General features: G+C 71.6%; 14 protein-coding genes. 11 read left to right on the plus strand and 3 right to left on the minus strand.

Features of this window, described 5'->3' with window-relative positions:
* Positions 1 to 84 precede the first annotated feature (84 nt).
* The 5 genes from AC1DS4_RS16340 to AC1DS4_RS16360 all read left to right on the plus strand — a co-directional run bounded on the left by AC1DS4_RS16340 (position 85) and on the right by AC1DS4_RS16360 (position 4,723).
* On the plus strand, positions 85 to 921 hold the full coding sequence (locus AC1DS4_RS16340) for a glycerophosphodiester phosphodiesterase (RefSeq protein WP_477632906.1): 837 nt from the start codon (positions 85 to 87) through the stop codon (positions 919 to 921).
* Positions 922 to 962: 41 nt separating this feature from the next.
* On the plus strand, positions 963 to 1,436 hold the full coding sequence (locus AC1DS4_RS16345) for an ATP-binding protein (RefSeq protein WP_477614305.1): 474 nt from the start codon (positions 963 to 965) through the stop codon (positions 1,434 to 1,436).
* Positions 1,437 to 1,501: 65 nt separating this feature from the next.
* Positions 1,502 to 2,392, plus strand: coding sequence for a DUF5926 family protein (locus AC1DS4_RS16350; RefSeq protein WP_477614306.1), 891 nt, complete (start codon positions 1,502 to 1,504; stop codon positions 2,390 to 2,392).
* A gap of 58 nt (positions 2,393 to 2,450) precedes the next feature.
* Positions 2,451 to 3,203 (plus strand): glycosyltransferase, encoded by a 753-nt coding sequence (locus AC1DS4_RS16355; protein ID WP_477624607.1) that lies wholly within the window; start codon positions 2,451 to 2,453, stop codon positions 3,201 to 3,203.
* A gap of 11 nt (positions 3,204 to 3,214) precedes the next feature.
* Positions 3,215 to 4,723: an MptA/MptB family glycosyltransferase gene (locus tag AC1DS4_RS16360; protein WP_477632907.1), complete on the plus strand. Its 1,509-nt coding sequence runs from the start codon at positions 3,215 to 3,217 to the stop codon at positions 4,721 to 4,723.
* On the opposite strand, the gene AC1DS4_RS16365 is transcribed toward AC1DS4_RS16360, so the two are convergent.
* Positions 4,662 to 6,869: a hypothetical protein gene (locus tag AC1DS4_RS16365; protein ID WP_477632908.1), complete on the minus strand. Its 2,208-nt coding sequence runs from the start codon at positions 6,867 to 6,869 to the stop codon at positions 4,662 to 4,664. The two genes, AC1DS4_RS16360 and AC1DS4_RS16365, sit on opposite strands and share 62 nt — an antisense overlap.
* A gap of 41 nt (positions 6,870 to 6,910) precedes the next feature.
* Here AC1DS4_RS16365 and AC1DS4_RS16370 point away from each other — a divergent pair, with 41 nt between their 5' ends.
* From AC1DS4_RS16370 to AC1DS4_RS16385, 4 genes are all read left to right on the plus strand, one after another.
* Positions 6,911 to 8,236 carry a glycosyltransferase 87 family protein gene (locus AC1DS4_RS16370; protein WP_477632909.1) on the plus strand — a complete coding sequence of 442 codons (1,326 nt, stop codon included), beginning with the start codon at positions 6,911 to 6,913 and terminating at the stop codon, positions 8,234 to 8,236.
* A complete protein-coding gene (locus AC1DS4_RS16375) occupies positions 8,233 to 9,183 on the plus strand; it encodes a D-2-hydroxyacid dehydrogenase family protein (protein ID WP_477632910.1) in 951 nt (316 codons plus the stop codon). The genes AC1DS4_RS16370 and AC1DS4_RS16375 overlap by 4 nt, the downstream gene beginning before the upstream one ends.
* 177 nt (positions 9,184 to 9,360) lie before the next feature.
* The gene (locus AC1DS4_RS16380; protein ID WP_477632911.1) at positions 9,361 to 11,019 is read left to right on the plus strand and encodes an FAD-dependent oxidoreductase; all 1,659 of its coding nucleotides are present in this window, start codon (positions 9,361 to 9,363) and stop codon (positions 11,017 to 11,019) included.
* Positions 11,020 to 11,055: 36 nt separating this feature from the next.
* A complete protein-coding gene (locus AC1DS4_RS16385; protein ID WP_477632912.1) occupies positions 11,056 to 12,450 on the plus strand; it encodes an ATP-binding protein in 1,395 nt (464 codons plus the stop codon).
* A 35-nt stretch (positions 12,451 to 12,485) separates the two neighbouring features.
* Here AC1DS4_RS16385 and AC1DS4_RS16390 read toward each other — a convergent pair whose 3' ends face one another.
* Positions 12,486 to 13,106 carry a TMEM165/GDT1 family protein gene (locus AC1DS4_RS16390; protein ID WP_477632913.1) on the minus strand — a complete coding sequence of 207 codons (621 nt, stop codon included), beginning with the start codon at positions 13,104 to 13,106 and terminating at the stop codon, positions 12,486 to 12,488.
* A gap of 96 nt (positions 13,107 to 13,202) precedes the next feature.
* Here AC1DS4_RS16390 and AC1DS4_RS16395 point away from each other — a divergent pair, with 96 nt between their 5' ends.
* The gene (locus AC1DS4_RS16395; protein ID WP_477614616.1) at positions 13,203 to 13,565 is read left to right on the plus strand and encodes a DUF4446 family protein; all 363 of its coding nucleotides are present in this window, start codon (positions 13,203 to 13,205) and stop codon (positions 13,563 to 13,565) included.
* Entirely contained in the window at positions 13,562 to 14,527 is a 966-nt protein-coding gene (gene pheA / locus AC1DS4_RS16400; protein WP_477632972.1) for a prephenate dehydratase, read from the plus strand. Before AC1DS4_RS16395 ends, pheA begins: the two co-directional genes overlap by 4 nt.
* 14 nt (positions 14,528 to 14,541) lie before the next feature.
* Here the strand turns inward: pheA and zwf are convergent, their stop codons facing one another.
* On the minus strand, positions 14,542 to 15,972 hold the full coding sequence (zwf, locus tag AC1DS4_RS16405) for a glucose-6-phosphate dehydrogenase (protein ID WP_477632973.1): 1,431 nt from the start codon (positions 15,970 to 15,972) through the stop codon (positions 14,542 to 14,544).
* Positions 15,973 to 16,157: the final 185 nt, after the last annotated feature.

The following is a 16,157-nucleotide window of genomic DNA, read 5'->3' on the forward strand; positions in this document are numbered from 1 at the left end:
GTGCCGGGGGAGCCATCGTGCCGCATCTCGGCCCGAAGTCCCGAGCAGCGGGTGGGAACCGGCCTCGTGTGGAAACATGGTCTGGTGCTCGACGACGTCGTCCCTGCGCCCTTCCGGGGCGCTGCGCGACACACCCCACTCGTGATCGCCCACCGAGGTTCCAGCCTCGCCGAGCCGGAGCACACGCTGCGGGCCTACATGCGGGCCATCGAGGAGGGTGCGGACGCCCTGGAGTGCGACGTGCGGCTGACCGCCGACTCGCATCTCGTCTGCGTGCACGACCGCCGGGTCAACCGCACCTCCAACGGGCGCGGCATCGTGTCCACCCTCGAGCTGGCGGAGCTCGAGGGCCTGGACTGGGGTTCGTGGAAGAAGGACCACGCTGGTGACCTCGAGCTCCCCGATCGCGACCGCAACCGCCTGCTCACGCTGCGCGCCCTGCTCACCACGGTCCTGGAGTCCGAACGCCCCATCGGCCTGGCCATCGAGACCAAGCACCCCACCCGCTATGCCGGGCTGGTCGAGCGTCAGCTCGCCCGGGTGCTGGCCGAGTTCGACCTCGACGGTCCCCGCCGTCCCGACCAGCACTGGGTGCGGGTCATGTCGTTCTCCCAGCTGGCCGTGCAGCGGATGCGCCAGCTGTGTCCGGGCGTGCCGGCGGTCTACCTCATCGAGGAGTCGGTGCCGCTGCGGTTCCGCGACGGGTCGCTGCCCAAGGGCATCCACACGGTCGGGATGGACATCAAGATCCTTCGGCGCTACCCCCAGACGGTGGCTCGGCAGCACCGCCACGGTCACGAGGTCTATGCCTGGACGGTCGACGAACCGGCCGACATCGAGCTCTGCCTGGAGCTCGGCGTCGACGCGATCATCAGCAACCGTCCGCGCGCGGTCCTCGACGCTGTGGAGGTCAGTAGATAGTCTCCGTGCGAACTCGCAACGATCGGACATGGGCACTGGGCATGGCAGCAGCACCACTGGGGGAACGCCCCCACCGCTCGCAACCGTCGTCGGCGGGGCGCGGCCGAGACGCGTCCCGGACTGTCCGGGTCCCGTGGCGTGCGACCTCGGTGGCCCAGATCCGCAAGGCGCTGGTCGACGACCTCGAGGGTCGTGACGTGCCCGCGGCCGTCATCGACGAGGCCGAGATCGTGGTGTCGGAACTCGTCTCCAACGCAGTCCGGCACGCCCGCGCCCTCGCCGACGGCAACCTCCGGGTGCACTGGAAGGTCAAGGGCGGCGTCGTCGAGGTCGAGGTGACCGACGGTGGCAGCGAGAGCACACCCCGTCCGGCTCCCCGCACGATCTGGGCGCCTTCGGGTCGAGGCCTGCGCATCGTCCGCAGCCTCGCCCACGAGTGGGGCGTCACCGAGGACCGCAACGGGTCGACGGTGTGGGCCTCCCTGGGCGGCCCCTCCCGGCGCCGCAGCCACTGAGCGCGACCTCCACCTCCGCCTTCCCCACCCCTCGCCCCCGCACCCCTCCCACTAGGGTTTGCGCCATGGGCAAGGCATCACGGCGCCGCAAGGGCGCAGACCACGGCACCGCCACGACGCGCGTCGACCCCGCACCGTTCGTCGCGCGGCCCTTCGAGGGCCTTCCCGGTGAAACCGACTGGGTCGCGATGCGCGAGATCCTCCCGGCCGCCACGGCCACCGTCACCTTCGCGAAGGGCCAGGCCCCCGAGGGGGCGCCCACCGAGGTGACCATCGCCACGGTGCTGCCCCTCGCGTGGCCGGGCCTGCACCGCGCCGACGGTGCGGTCTTCGTCGGCACCCAGTCGGGGTCCATCTCCGGGGACGCGTCGCGCGACCTCGCGACCTCGCTGCTGGCGGCCGCCTCTGCAGAGCAGGGGGTGCCCATCACCAGCACCCCAGCCTCGACGGCGCAGACTCCGCGGCTGCAGGACCTCCTCGACACCTCCGCGCCGTTCGAGGTGACGGTGCACGAGGGCTTCGACTTCTGGGTCGGTGACACCGAGCTCGACGACGAGGCGAAGGCCTCGCTCGATCGCGCCAACGAGTCGGTCATCCCGACCGTCAAGATGGCCGCGGCGCCGTCGGCGTACTGGTGCCGCATCGGTGAGCGCACCCACATCCGGCTCGTGCTGCCCGAGGACGAGGATGTCGCCACCGACGCCCTGGCCCGCCTGCACGCGAGCGGCGACAGCGGGCTCGGCGAGCCGACCCGCCTGCTCGGCGCGTTCCGCGCGGGCGGCCTGCTCGTGCCCGTCTGGGACCTCGAGCCCGACAAGACCTCCGACGACTACGAGGCCCCGCTCGCGGAGTTCATGACCAGGTATGCCGCGGCCTCGGCCGCCGACTCGCCCCTCACCGCGGAGGAGCGTCGGGCCCGGTCCGGACTGCTCAGTCGCCAGGTGACCCTGCGCTGACGGGCTGGGGTTGACATGACCGAGCCGACGGGACTCCGCTGACAATGGCCCAGCTGACATGACCCCACCCACGACCCAGCCCACCACCCCGACCGTGGCCGCGGTGATCCCGGCCAAGGACGAGGCGGACCGGATCGCTGCGACGGTTCGTGCCGTCCGCGGCATACCGGGGGTGGACCTTGTCGTGGTCGTCGACGACGGCAGCTCCGACGACACGGCCGAGATCGCCCGCGAAGCCGGCGCCGAGGTCGTGCGGCACGCACGCAACAGGGGCAAGGCCGCGGCGATGACGACGGGGGCGGGCTACGTCGCCCGCCACGAAGGGGTCGAGGGCCGCGTCGAGGGCTCCGGCAGCCGGCGACCCCTGCTCTTCGTCGACGGCGACCTCGAGGACACTGCTGCCAACGTCGCCGTGCTCGTGCCGCCGGTCCTCGAGGGGCGCGCCGACATGACCATCGCCACCCTGCCGCCGCAGAAGACGGCCGGCGGCGGGCACGGGTTCGTCGTCAGGCTGGCCCGCAAGGGGATCGAGGACCTCACCGGCTTCGTGGCCCACCAGCCGCTGTCGGGGATGCGCTGCATCTCGCGGCAGGCGTTCGACGCGGCCAGTCCGCTCGCGCGCGGCTGGGGCGTGGAGGTCGGGCTGACCGTCGACGTGCTGATGGCGGGCCTGCGCGTCGAGGAGGTGCCCTGCGAGCTGCACCACCGCGTCAGCGGCTCCGACTGGCGCGGCCAGGTGCACCGGGCCAAGCAGTACCGCGACGTCGCCCTCGCCCTGGCGCGCCGCCGGGCCCGGCGCGGGCTGCGCTGACCGGCGCGACGATGACGACGGCGGGTGGGGCCTCGACGTCCCTGCGGGGCAGGCTGGCGACGCCCGCCCTGACCCTGTCGTTCGCGCTCCTCCTGCTGGTGGGACTGGCCGGCCCCAGCGCGGCCAAACCCCCGCTGGGGCCGCGCGGCTGGGCGCCGGGAGACCTGGCCTGGTCACCCGGCCCGGCGCTCGTGACCGGGCTGCTGTGGACGGCATACCTCGTCGGCGCCCTGGGCGTCGTCGCGCGACTTCGCGCAGAGCCCTCCGTCGTGTCGGGGGCGTCGATGCTCGGTGCCGTCGCCACCAAGGCCCGACGCCGACTCGTCCCGGGTGGCTGGGCCCTTCCGGTCGGCCTGGCCGTGCTGGCGCTGCTCACCGGGCCGTTCGGCTCCGCCGACCACACGAACTACGCGGCCTACGGCCGGATCGCCGCCCTCGGCGGGGACCCCTATCTCACCCCGCCGAGCGCTTGGTCCGCCCTGGACCCGGTGACCTCGGCGGTCGAACCCCCGTGGACCCACACCGTCAGCGTCTACGGACCCTTCGCCACGCTCCTCCAGGCGCTGACCTCGCACGTGGCGGGGGCCAATGTCCGCGAGACCGTGTGGTGCTGGCAGGTCCTCGTCGTGCTGGCCTGGCTGGCGGTGCGGTTCCTCCTCCTGCGGGCGGGTGCGACGCCGCGACGCGTGGACACGCTGTGGACGTTCAACCCCGTGGTCTTCGGGGTCGGGGTGCTCGGTGCCCATGTCGACCTCGTCGCTGCCGCGCTGGCAGTTGCTGCCCTGGTGCTGGCGGCGCGACATCCCTGGGCGGCCGGTGCCTTCGCGGGGCTGGCAGTGTCCTGCAAGGTCACCTACGGCGTGGTGGCGCTCGCGGTGCTGCTCGGCTGGTGGGCCCACGAGCGGTCCGGGTTCCTCAGCCGGGCGGGCCGGTTCGCGCTCGCCGCCCTCGTCCTCGTGGTTCCCCTGCACCTGTGGGCGGGACCGCACGTGTTCGACCAGCTGGACCGCGCTCGCCGGTCGATCTCGCTCGCGACGCCGTGGCGGCTGCTCTACGAAGCCCTGAGCGGCCCGCTCACCTCGGGCCACGCCCGCGCTGTGGTGACCTGGCTGGCCACGCTGTCGGTCCTGGTCTTCGTCGTGGTGCTCGCCAGGCTCACCAGACACCTCGCACCGGCCACCTCGACCGGGACCGGGGTGCGGTGGGTGCTCGTGCTCAGCACGGCGTACACCGTCGGTGCGCCCTATTCGTTGCCGTGGTACGACCTGCTCACCTGGGCGACGCTGCCGGTCCTCGCGGCCAGTGTGCTCGACCTGATCCTGTTGGTGCGACTGGTCGCCATGGCCGTCGCCTACGTGCCGGGTCGTGTGGTCGGCATGACACCGGGGGTCCAACGCGTCACCCTGTGGGTGCGCCGCACCCCGGTGCCGTATGCCGCGCTGCTGGTGTGGGGGTGGCTCACCCTCGCCGCGAGGCGCGTGTCGTCGCAGAACCCCGAGCCTCGTCCTCCAGCACCCTGACGCTGACGGCGATGATGAGCGGGACCGCGATGATCGCGCCGTTGGCCGGGATCGCCACGCCCGAGTCGTTGATGGCGAAGCCGATGGTCATGGTGATCAGCAGGGCGATCAGGCCGGGCCGCAGGGTCGGGATCGCCTCGTAGGAGCGCTGCAGGGACCGCGACCCCCAGGACGTCGGGCGGGCCAGGATCACGATGACGAAGACCAGGGCGATCGGGACCAGCAGCGCGAGGGGGTAGTTGCCGAACAGGATGTCGATGTTCTGCTGGAGCTTGCGCACGATGATGTCGCCCGCCTTGCCGGTGAAGATCGACCGGAAGAACCGCCCGAGGTGTGACTGGTTCTCGGTGCCTCGCAGGGAGTCGAGGAAGCCGACGAGGAGGAACAGGGCGATGGTCCCTCCGGCGAGGAGGGCGCCGCGGCGCCAGGTCATCCGGATGCCGAGGATGGCGAGCACGAGGTAGACCAGGCCGGGCAGCAGGGCTGGGGGACCACCGCCGTCGGCACCCCATCCGGGGTAGCCGTCGACGACCACGGCCGCCAGCCCGATGGCCAACGCCGCCGCGGCCGCCACGCGCGGCCTGCCACGGCGGACGAAGTGGCTGGACACCGCTATGCAGAGCAACAGGGCGGCAGTGGCGAACAGCGCGAACGTCACGTTGCCCATGCCGTAGAAGCGGCCGCCGACAACGGGTTGCAGCCCCATCAGCGAGGAGATCTGGAGGTGCGACCCGAACATCACGTCGCCACCGAGGACGAGCAGGGTGGCCAGGGCGACCACGACCAGGGGTCCGGTGATGCGACGGGCCCACGGTCCCAACAGCGCGACCGCCGAGATGAGGGCCACGAACAGTCCGACGCTGAGGACAGCCGCCACCATCGGGATGGGGAAGCGCCACCACGGCAGGAGGTTGGCCAGGAACGTCGCCGCCGGGATGGTGGCGGCGACCACCGCCACTCGTCGGGTGATGCGCAGCAGTCGCAGTCGTAGGTCGATCGACCCGAAGTCCCGGCGCCAGACGACAGCCGCCAGCAGGTAGATCGCGATCTGGGCGATCACGACGGCGTTGAAGAACGGTGGCACCAGCGGGTGGACCTCGTGGCTGGCCTGGTCGAAGTCCAGGAGGTGCCGCAGCCGGTCGCGGGCCGCGGCCTCGGAGTTGGGGCCCTCCTGTCCCCTCCGCAGCGCGAACCCACCCAGGGCGTCGGGGACCGGCACCCCGGCTGCGCTCAGGGCGGTCACGGTCAGGTCGGCCGACTGGACCAGGCCGTCCTGGCGGGTGGAGGGGGAGTAGAGCGTGCCGGAGCCGTAGCTCGGACCCTTGGCCGCCACCAGGCGCAGCCGCTCGCTCATGCCCGCATCGGACAGGCTGGCGATGACCAGGTCGGACCCGCTGGGGGCGGCCGCCAGGACCTCGGCGATCCGCCGGTCGATGGCGGTGGCCTGCGCCTGCCGGGTGCCCGGCTCGCTGGTGACCTCACGGTCGGGCAGGTCGTTCGGGTCGCGCAGGGAACCCACGTCGACGAGCGTGACCCGGCACCGCGAGAGCAGGCCGGTGAGCTCGCTGGGCTGCAACGCGGCATACCTCGGCACGGCGCCGGAGAGGTAGGCCGCGCCGACCCCGGCACCCGGCCCGACGGCCTGCACGCACTGCCTGTTCGAGGCGAGCTGCTCGCCGAGGGTGCCGAGCGTGGAGTCGAACTTGAGGGCGTCGGCAGCCTTGACGTACGTGTTCCAGTCGGGCACGACGCCGCTGCTGACCTCGGGCACGGGCGGGCACGGGTCGGTGGTGCTGCGGGCGCCGTTCTTGCCAGTGCCCGGCGCTGCCGCGCGGTTGCCGGCCGACAGGCTCAGCCAACCGTCGACAGGGCACGTGTTGGGGAAGACCGAACGCACGGACAGTGCCGCAGTCGACCCGTCGCGCAGGAACGACCAGAGGGCGGGGGTGCCCTTCGCGCTCACGTCGCTCCACGTGAGGCCGCCGGTGCCGATCAGGATGATCGGGTTGGTCGCGGTGGCTGGGGTGGCGGCGACCGAGGTGGGCTGGTCCGCGGCGGCGGGTGCGCCTGGCAGCAGCACGGAGAGCAGGGTCACGAGGAGGATGGAGAACAGGCCGGCGAGGGAGAGTCGGGCGCGGCGGGTCACCCGTACAGGCTACGGGTCGCGGCGCAGGACAGAATGGGGGCGTGACCACCGCGACCCCCACCGCCGCCGTGGCCCGAGGTCGAGGACACCGGTTCCGCACCCTGGGTCGCTCAGCCGGCTCCCGAGTGGCCGGCTGGTCGCCGGCAGCGCGCTGGAGCCTCGCGGTCGTGGTCGTCCTCGCCGGCGCGTCCATACCGGTGCTGCGCTACCTCGTCTTCTGGCCGCTGGACCAGTGGCAGGTCGACGTCGAGGTCTACCGCGAAGCAGGCGTCTCGATCCTCACCGGGCGACCCATCTACTCGGCCATGACCGAAGCCCCCCAGCTGCTGCCCTTCACCTATCCACCCTTTGCGGCAGTGCTCGCGGTTCCCTTGGCGTTGTTGCCTTTTGGTGCCATCGGCTGGCTGTGGACCCTGGCCCAGATCGCGGCGACCGCCGCCATCGTCTGGTATGCCGGGTGGCGTCTGATCCACCGCACCGGCACCCTCGCGCCGATCACCCTGGCGCTCCTCACGGTGCCGATGCTGTGGCTGCACCCGGTGTCGGACGGGATCCGGTTCGGCCAGGTCAACGCGTTCATGGTGCTCGCCTGCCTGATGGACCTGCGCACCCCGCGTCCGGGGCTGCTGCGCCGCGTCCCCGCTGGTGTCCTCGTCGGCCTGGCGATGTCGATCAAGCTGACCCCCGGTGTCTTCGTCGTGCACTACCTGGTCAACCGGCGGTGGAAGGAAGCCATCACCGCCGTGGTGACCGCGGTCGCCGTCACCCTGGGGTCGTGGGTGCTGCTGCCGGAGGCGTCGTTCGCCTTCTGGGGCGGCGCGCTCCAGGACCCCGCCCGACTCGGTCCCAACGCCGGCACCTCCAACCAGAGCATCCGCGGCTTCCTGTTGAGGCTGGGCCCCCACGGACTGCCCGGTGATGCCCTCTGGCTGTTGCTGGTCGCCGTGGTGGGCTTCGTCGGGTACCAGCTCGCGCGACGCGCCTACCTCGCGGGCGACTCGATCAGCGAGGTCGCGGCCATCGGGCTGATGGCGGTGCTGCTGTCGCCGGTGGCCTGGATCCACCACCTGCACTGGATGGTCGTGGTCATCTTCGCCGTCCTGGGTGCAGACCCCTTGCGCGACCGCCGTCGCCTCGCCGCCGCTGCGGTCGTGACGGGCTTCTTCCTGTGCCGGCTGCCGTGGTGGGGCATCACCTGGCTGAGCCACCCGGACTGGCCACGCTGGTTCGGCCGGGTCCTGCAGAACTCCGACACCTTTGGCTCCCTGCTCGCCCTCGCCCTGCTGTGGTGGGCGTTGCACAGCAAGCCGGCCACGCGGCATACCCGGGACTCGGAGGTTGGGGAGCGCGCCGAGGCGACGCCGTGAGGGTCGCGGTCCTGGACGACTACGCCGGGGCGTTCGTGCGGCTCCCCGCGGCGCGGCGGCTCGAGGGCCACGACGTGGTGGCGTTCACCGACTCGGCGCGCGGGGAGGCGCTGGCCGAGCGGCTCGACGGTTTCGACGCGGTGATCCTGCTCCAGCAGCGGACCCCCGTCCCTCGTGACGTGGTCGAGCGGCTCACCACGGTGCGCCTGCTGAGCCAGACGGGGCGCAACACCAGCCACCTCGACGTCGCCGCCTGCGCCGAGCGCGGGATCACCGTCTCCGCGGGAGGCGCTGGGGGTCCACAGGCCACCGCCGAGCTGACCTGGGCACTGATCCTCGCTGCCCTCCGCCACGTGCCCGCCGAGGTGCAGCGACTGCGCGCCGGGCAGTGGCAGGCTTCGGTGGGCACGGGCTTGCACGCGAAAACCCTTGGTGTCTATGGCTTCGGTCGCATCGGCAGCCTCGTGGCCGAGGTGGGTCGCGCGTTCGGGATGCGCGTGCTCGTGTGGGGACGCGAGGGTTCGCTCGCCCGAGCGACAGAGGCCGGGTATGCCGCGGCCGCCAGTCGCGCCGCCTTCTTCGCCGAGTGCGACGTGCTCAGCGTGCACCTGCCTCTGGTCTCGGAGACGACCGGGATCGTCACGGCGGCCGATCTTGCCCTGATGAGGCCCGACACGCTGTTCGTGAACACCTCGCGTGCCTCGATCGTCGCCCCCGGAGCGCTGGCGTCGGCCTTGGAGGCCGGGCGCCCCGGACGGGCCGCCGTCGACGTGTTCGAGGTCGAACCCGTGCTCGACGCCGCCGACCCGCTGCTGGCCCTGCCGAACCTGACTGCCACTCCGCACCTCGGGTACGTCGAGTGGGACGTCCTCGAGCGGCTCTACGACGCGGCGGTCGACCAGGTGCTGGCCTTCGAGGCGGGCGCGCCCGTCAATGTCGTGAGCTGACTCCGTTCAGGCCTTCCCCGTCCGCGCCCGAGGTCCTTCGCCCAAGACTTCCCCGCAAGGCTTCCTCCGCGGGTGCTGGACCATGGCGCTGCTTCGGCGGGTGCAGGTAGCCTCCGAGCAGCGGACCGCCGCCCCGGGTGCAGCGCCGGGCCCGGCGACCGGGGAACGGAGTGACCCGTGGCCAAGCCGACGATCCTGGCCGTCGACGACGACCCCGTCGTGTCCAAGGCCATCACCCGCGACCTGCGGGACCGCTTCGGCGCCGACTACCGCGTGGTCGGGGCCACGTCGGGGGCGGGTGCGCTGGAGCTGCTGACCGAGTTCACGCTGCGGGGGCGTTCCATCGCGCTCGTGGTGTCCGACCAGCGGATGCCGCGGATGACCGGGATCGAGCTCCTCGAACAGGTACGCGGCCTGAGCCCGGACACCAAGCTGCTGCTGCTGACCGCCTATGCCGACACGGACGTCGCCATCCGGGCCATCAACGACATCGGGCTCGACTACTACATGCTCAAGCCCTGGGACCCGCCGCAGGACAAGTTCTTCCCCGTGGTCGAGGACCTGCTCGGGGACTGGCGCGACACGCACCGCGACGACGCCAGTCAGCTGCGGGTGGTGGGCCACCGCTGGTCCGACCGCAGCCAGGAGGTCAAGACGTTCCTCGCGCACAACCACGTGCCGTACCGGTGGCTGGACGTCGAGCGGGACGAGGGCGCCCGTGAGCTGGCCGAGCTCGCAGGGGCCAAGGCCTCCGACCTGCCCCTGGTCCTCGTCCCGGACGCCGAGCCGCTGCGCAGCCCGAGCAACCGCGCGCTCGCCGACGCGCTTGGCCTGCACACGCTGGCCGACGCCCCGCTGTACGACCTGTGCATCGTGGGTGGTGGCCCGGCGGGACTGGCCGCCGCCGTCTATGCGTCGTCGGAGGGACTGCGGACCGTCGTCGTCGAGCGCGACGCGCCTGGCGGGCAGGCGGGACAGAGCGCGTCCATCGAGAACTACCTCGGCTTTCCCAAGGGGCTGTCAGGGGCCGACCTCACCCACCGGGCCGTGGCGCAGGTGGCCAGGTTCGGCGCCGAGATGGTGGTCGCGCGTGAGGCGGTCGGCCTGCGGACCAGGGGTCCGGTCCGCTCGGTGGTGATCGACGGTGCCGACGAGCTCGAGGCACGGGCCGTGGTCGTCGCGACAGGAGTGTCCTACCGCCGCCTCGAGGCGGACGGCCTGGACGAGCTGGGGGCGCGAGGGGTCCACTACGGTGCCTCGGCCAGCGAGGCGGCCCAGTGCGAGGGTGAGGAGGTCTACGTCGTCGGAGCCGCGAACTCTGCGGGCCAAGCGGCGCTGAACCTCGCGCGCTTCGCCAAGAAGGTGGTGATGCTGGTCCGCGGCGCCGGCCTCGAGCTCACCATGTCGCAGTACCTCGTCGCGCGGATCCGGGCGTGCACCAGCATCGAGGTGCGAGTGGGGTGCGAGGTCGTGGCTGCTCGCGGCGACGGGCACCTCGAGTCCCTGACCTTGCGCGACCGGGCGACCGGCGCGACCGAGGAGGTCGAGACCTCGTCCTTGTTCATCTTCATCGGGGCGATGCCACGCACCGACTGGTTGGGGGACGAGGTGGTTCGCGACGACCACGGCTTCATCGTGACGGGCCAGGACCTGCTGGTTGGTCCCGGCCGTCCGGCCTGGTCGGCGGACCGTCCGCCCTATGCCCTGGAGACGAGCATCCCCGGCGTCTTCGCGGCGGGGGACGTGCGCCTCGACTCGATGAAGCGCGTGGCTTCGGCCGTGGGCGAGGGTGGCATGGCGGTCTACCTCGTCCACCGCTTCCTGGCGACGACGTGAGGCGCCCAGTTGGGGACGACGTGATGGGGAGGCTCGATGGGCGCCGGTGAGCTGAGGGACCTCACGCTGTTCGACGGACTCGCCGACGAGCAGCTCGACCGGCTCTGGACCGCGGGCACGGAGTGGCCCTTCGAGACCGGCGACGTGCCCTTCCGCGAGGGGAAGCCGGCCGACTACTGGTGGGTGCTCCTCGAGGGGTCGCTCAGCCTGGCGCGTCGGGTGGGGCAGCAGGAGACCGAGCTCGGGCTGATGAGCTCGCCGGGGCAGTGGGCTGGTGGCTTCCAGGCCTGGGATGCGCACGGCGTCTACATGGCCACGGCCCGCGGGGTGGTCCCCGGCCGGCTGCTCCGCGTCCCGGCGGAAGCGCTCGGCGACGTCGCGCGGGAGTGGTTTCCGTTCGGCGTCCACCTCATCTCGGGGCTGGTCAACACGGTTCGGAGCATCGAGGCCAAGGCCCGCCAGCGCGAGTCGCTGGTCGCGCTCGGCACCCTCGCGGCAGGGCTCGCACACGAGATCAACAACCCGGCCTCGGCGGCGACCCGCGCCGTCGACGCCCTGGACCAGGCCACGGAGGCGCTGCTCGCCTCGCTGCGGCGGCTCGGCGAGAACTCCATGACCGCAGAGCAGTTCGTCGCGTTGGACACCCTGCGTCGAGGCATCTCCCCAGCCGGTCAGGACCTCGACGCCCTCGCCACCGCCGATCGCGAGGAGGAGCTGGCCGAGTGGCTCGCCGCTCACGACGTCGAGCGCGACTGGGTCATCGCCCCGCCGTTCGCCGCGGCCGGAACCGGTGTCGACCTCTTCGAACGGGCCGCTGCCGACCTGCGCCCGGGCCAGCTCGAGCCCGGCCTGGAGTGGATCGCCAGCTCACTCACCGTGGTGGGGTTGCTGGGCGAGATCCGGGAGGCGACCCACCGGGTCTCGGAGCTGGTGGCCGCGGTCCGCTCCTACTCCCAGCTGGACCGGGCGCTCGTGCAGCGAACCGATGTCACCGAGGGCCTGGAGAGCACGCTGGTCATGCTCGGCCACAAGCTCCGCGGCGGGGTCACCGTGGTCCGCGACTACGCCCCCGACCTCCCCCTCGTCGAGGCGATCCCAGGCGAGCTCAACCAGGTCTGGACCAACGTGATCGACAACGCGGTGGATGCCATGGAGGGCTCGGGCAGCCTACGGATCACGGTGCGGGGCATCGAGGACGGCGTCGTCGTGGAGATCGCCGACGACGGTCCCGGGTTCCCCGACGACGTGGCGGCCCACGCGTTCGAACCCTTCTTCACCACCAAGGAGGTCGGAAAGGGCACCGGCCTCGGCCTCGACATCTCCCGTCGGATCGTCGTCGAGCGCCATGGGGGCGACATCTCCCTGGAGCCCGGGGACGGCGGCGGCGCGGTCGTGGTGGTGCGGCTGCCGCTGCGCCCGGCCGAGGGCTGACCGCCTGACCCCACTGCGCCGTCCGCGCCCCTGCGTCAGATGGTGATGACCTCGAAGATCTGCAGGACGGTCAGCGCAGCCAACAGGAGGCAGACGCCACCACCGATGCGCCGGATCGTGGCGAGCCTCACCCTGGCGAGCAGGGCTCGTCCGAGGACGGCTGCGAGGCCGGACACGGCTGCCAGCGCGAGGAACGCCCCGATGAAGACCGACACGGGTTCCTTGAACTGCAACACCATCGAAGCCGTCAGCAGCTGTGACAGGTCGCCCCACTCGGCGAGGAAGAGCACGCCGAACGACACCCCGACCGCCTTGAGGCCGACCGCGGTCGCCGCCCCCTTGTGGGCGAACTCCTCCTCGGTCTCGGCCTCCTCCTCGTCAGCCTTGGCAGCGCCGTGGAGCAGGATGAACCCACCCACGAGGAACATCACCGCCGCGAAGATCTCCACCGGTCGCTTGGGCAGCTGCGACAGGAGCCCTCCGACGGTGACTGCGACGGCGGTCTGCACGAGGAACGCCAGGGACACCCCGATCCAGACGTACAGCGGCCGGAACCGGGTCGCCAGCACGAGCGTCGCGATGAAGGTCTTGTCGGGCAGCTCGACGAGAAAGATCGAGCCGAACACGATGGCCATGGTGGCGAGGTCGAAATCCATATCGCGTCGACTGTATCCGCGGCGCCCCAATACGCTGACGGGGTGTCCGACCCCCAGACCCTCGCCGCGGCAGCGCTCGCTGTCGCCGTGGTCTCGATGGTGGTCGCACTCGTCGCCGTCGTCAGGATCGCGCGGGTCACGGCCAGGCTGCGCGTGATCGAGGGCCAGCGCCCCGTCGGCACCGGCGACCTCGCCGCTCTTCGGGCCGACATCGCCCAGGCGCTACGCCACGTCGCCGTCGTCCGCTACGACGCGTTCGGTGACATGGGTGGCCGGCTGTCCTTCAGTGCTGCCGTGATCGACGACCAGGGTGACGGACTGGTCTTCTCCTCCATCCACGCCCGCGGCGAGTCCCGCACCTACGCGAAGGGCATCGTCGGCGGCGGCTCCGACGCGACCCTCACCCCCGAGGAACAGCAGGCCCTCGCTGCCGCCCGCACCGGATCCCAAGGAGCCTGACCTCCGTGACCACACCAGTGACCAGACACGGCTACTTCGGCCCCGCGGGCACCTTCACCCAGATGGCGCTGAACGCGTGGGGTCCGGCCGAAGGCCAGGAGCACGTCGCCATCCCGTCGGTCGAGGCCGCCCTGGGTGCCCTGCGCGCCGGCGACATCGACGCGGCCATGGTGCCGATCGAGAACTCGGTCGAGGGCGGCGTGAGCGCCACCCTCGACGCGCTGGCCAGCGGTGACCCGCTGGTGGTAGTGGGCGAGGTCCTCGTCCCCATCACCTTCGTGCTCGCCGCCCCTCCCGGTATGCCGCTCGAAGAGGTCCGCGCCGTCGGCACCCACAGCCACGCCTGGGCCCAGGTCCGCGGCTGGATGGGCGCCCACCTTCCGGACGCGGTCTACGTCCCGACGTTGTCGACGGCGGCCGCCGCAGCCGGCCTAGTCGGCAGCCCTGCGTTTGATGGACAGCCGGCGAACGCGGCATACCAGGCGGCGGTGTGTGCTCCGATCGCCGCCGCGAACCACGGCCTCGAGGTGCTCGCGGAGGACATCGGCGACAACGCGTCGGCGGTGACGCGGTTCGTCTCCGTCGCCCGGCCGGGGCAGCTGCCCGAACGCACCGGCGCCGACAAGACCACGCTGGTGCTGTTCCAGCGCGACGACCACGCGGGTGGGCTGCTTGAGCTGCTGGAGCAGTTCGCGGTGCGCGGCATCAACATGTCGCGACTGGAGTCCCGCCCGACGAAGTCCTCGATGGGCGACTACTGCTTCTCGATCGACATCGAGGGCCACGTCCTCGACGAGCGCGTCGGCGAGGCCCTGCTCGGGCTCAAGCGGGTCTGCGCGGACGTGCGGTTCCTCGGCAGCTATCCCGCCGCCCACGGTGCCGCGGTGCACGTCACGCCCCACACCAGCGACGCGGCCTTCGGCGAGGCCCGCGCCTGGCTGCGCTCCCTGCGCGGCACCTGACGACGCCCTGTTGGCTACTTCTTCTCGCGCCAGACGCGCTCGAAGGGCAGTCGCCAGGCGTGGGGGGCGATCAGCTGGTGGATCGCGTTCGGACCCCAGCTGCCGACGGGGTAGGGCTTGGCCTCCGGCGGGTTGTCGAGCAGCGGCTGCGAACGCTCCCACAGCGACTCGATGCCCTCGGCCGTCGTGAAGAGCGTGTGGTCGCCGCGCATGGCGTCGAGGATGAGCCGCTCGTAGGCCTCCAGGACGTCGCCGACCCGCTCGGTCTCCCGGGTGGAGAACTGCATCGACAGCTTCTCCAGGCGCATGCCCGGGCCGGGGCGCTTGCCGTAGAACGACAGCGACACCTTCGACTCGTCGGCGAGGTCGAAGGTCAGGTGGTCCGGGCCCGCGTTGCCGACCCCGGAGTGGGTCGGGAACATCGACCGTGGCGCCTCCTTGAAGGCGATCGAGATGATGCGTGCACCGTCGGCCATCTTCTTGCCGGTGCGCAGGTAGAACGGCACACCGGCCCAGCGCCAGTTGTCCAGCCCGACCTTGAGCGCGATGAACGTCTCGGTGTCGGAGTCGGGGGCGACGCCCTTCAGCCCGGTGTAGCCGGCGAACTGACCCCGAACCACGTCAGAGGGGTCGATCGGCAGCAGCGACCGGAAGACCTTGTTCTTCTCCTCGGAGATGGCCCGGGGCTCCAAGGCGGTCGGGGGTTCCATGGCGACGAACGCGAGCACCTGGAACAGGTGGGTGACCACCATGTCCTTGTAGGCGCCGGTGGCCTCGTAGAAGTTGGCCCGCTCGTCCAGTCCGAGGGTCTCGGGGATGTCGATCTGCACGTGGTCGATGAAGTTGCGGTTCCAGATCGGCTCGAACAGCCCGTTGGCGAAGCGGAAGGCGAGGATGTTCTGCGCCGCCTCCTTGCCGAGGAAGTGGTCGATCCGGAAGACCTGGCTCTCGTCGAACGTCTCGTGCACGGTGTTGTTGAGGGCGATCGCGCTTGCGAGGTCCGTGCCGAACGGCTTCTCCATCACGACCCGTGAGCGGGCCACGAGGTCGGCGTCCCGCAGCATGGTGATGACCGCGACCGCTGCCTTGGGCGGGACCGACAGGTAGTGCAGCCGCAGCGCATCGGGCCCGAGCGACTCCTCGGCCCGCTTGACGGCCTCTGCCAGAGGCTCGGGGCCGGCCGACTGGGGGATGTAGACGAGGTTGTCGTCGAACCGCTCCCACTGTTCCGGCGTGAGGGGATGCGTCGCGAACTCGTCGACGGCCGTGCGCGCGAACTCTCGGAACTGCTCGTCGGTCATCTCCTCGAGCGAGGTGCCCACCACCCGGATGGCGGGCGCCAGCTCGGACGTCGCGAGATGGGCCATGCCGGGCAGCAGCTTGCGACGCGCCAGGTCGCCGGTGGCCCCGAACAGCACGATGACGTGCGGATCGGCCTTCTCCACGGCGCCGCGCGAGCTGCGTGCGTCAGCGGCGGGATACGAGATCGTCTGGGCGCTGGGCGCGGTCTGCTCGGGCACCTTCCGATACTTCCACCGCAGCCGGGCCCGCGCACCCGGTTGTCCAGCGATTTGACGCGCAGGCTTAGGTAAGGCTTACCTTGGTTTAAATAACGCACCATCGACATGCC

The organism is Pedococcus sp. P3_C7, assembly GCF_056402615.1.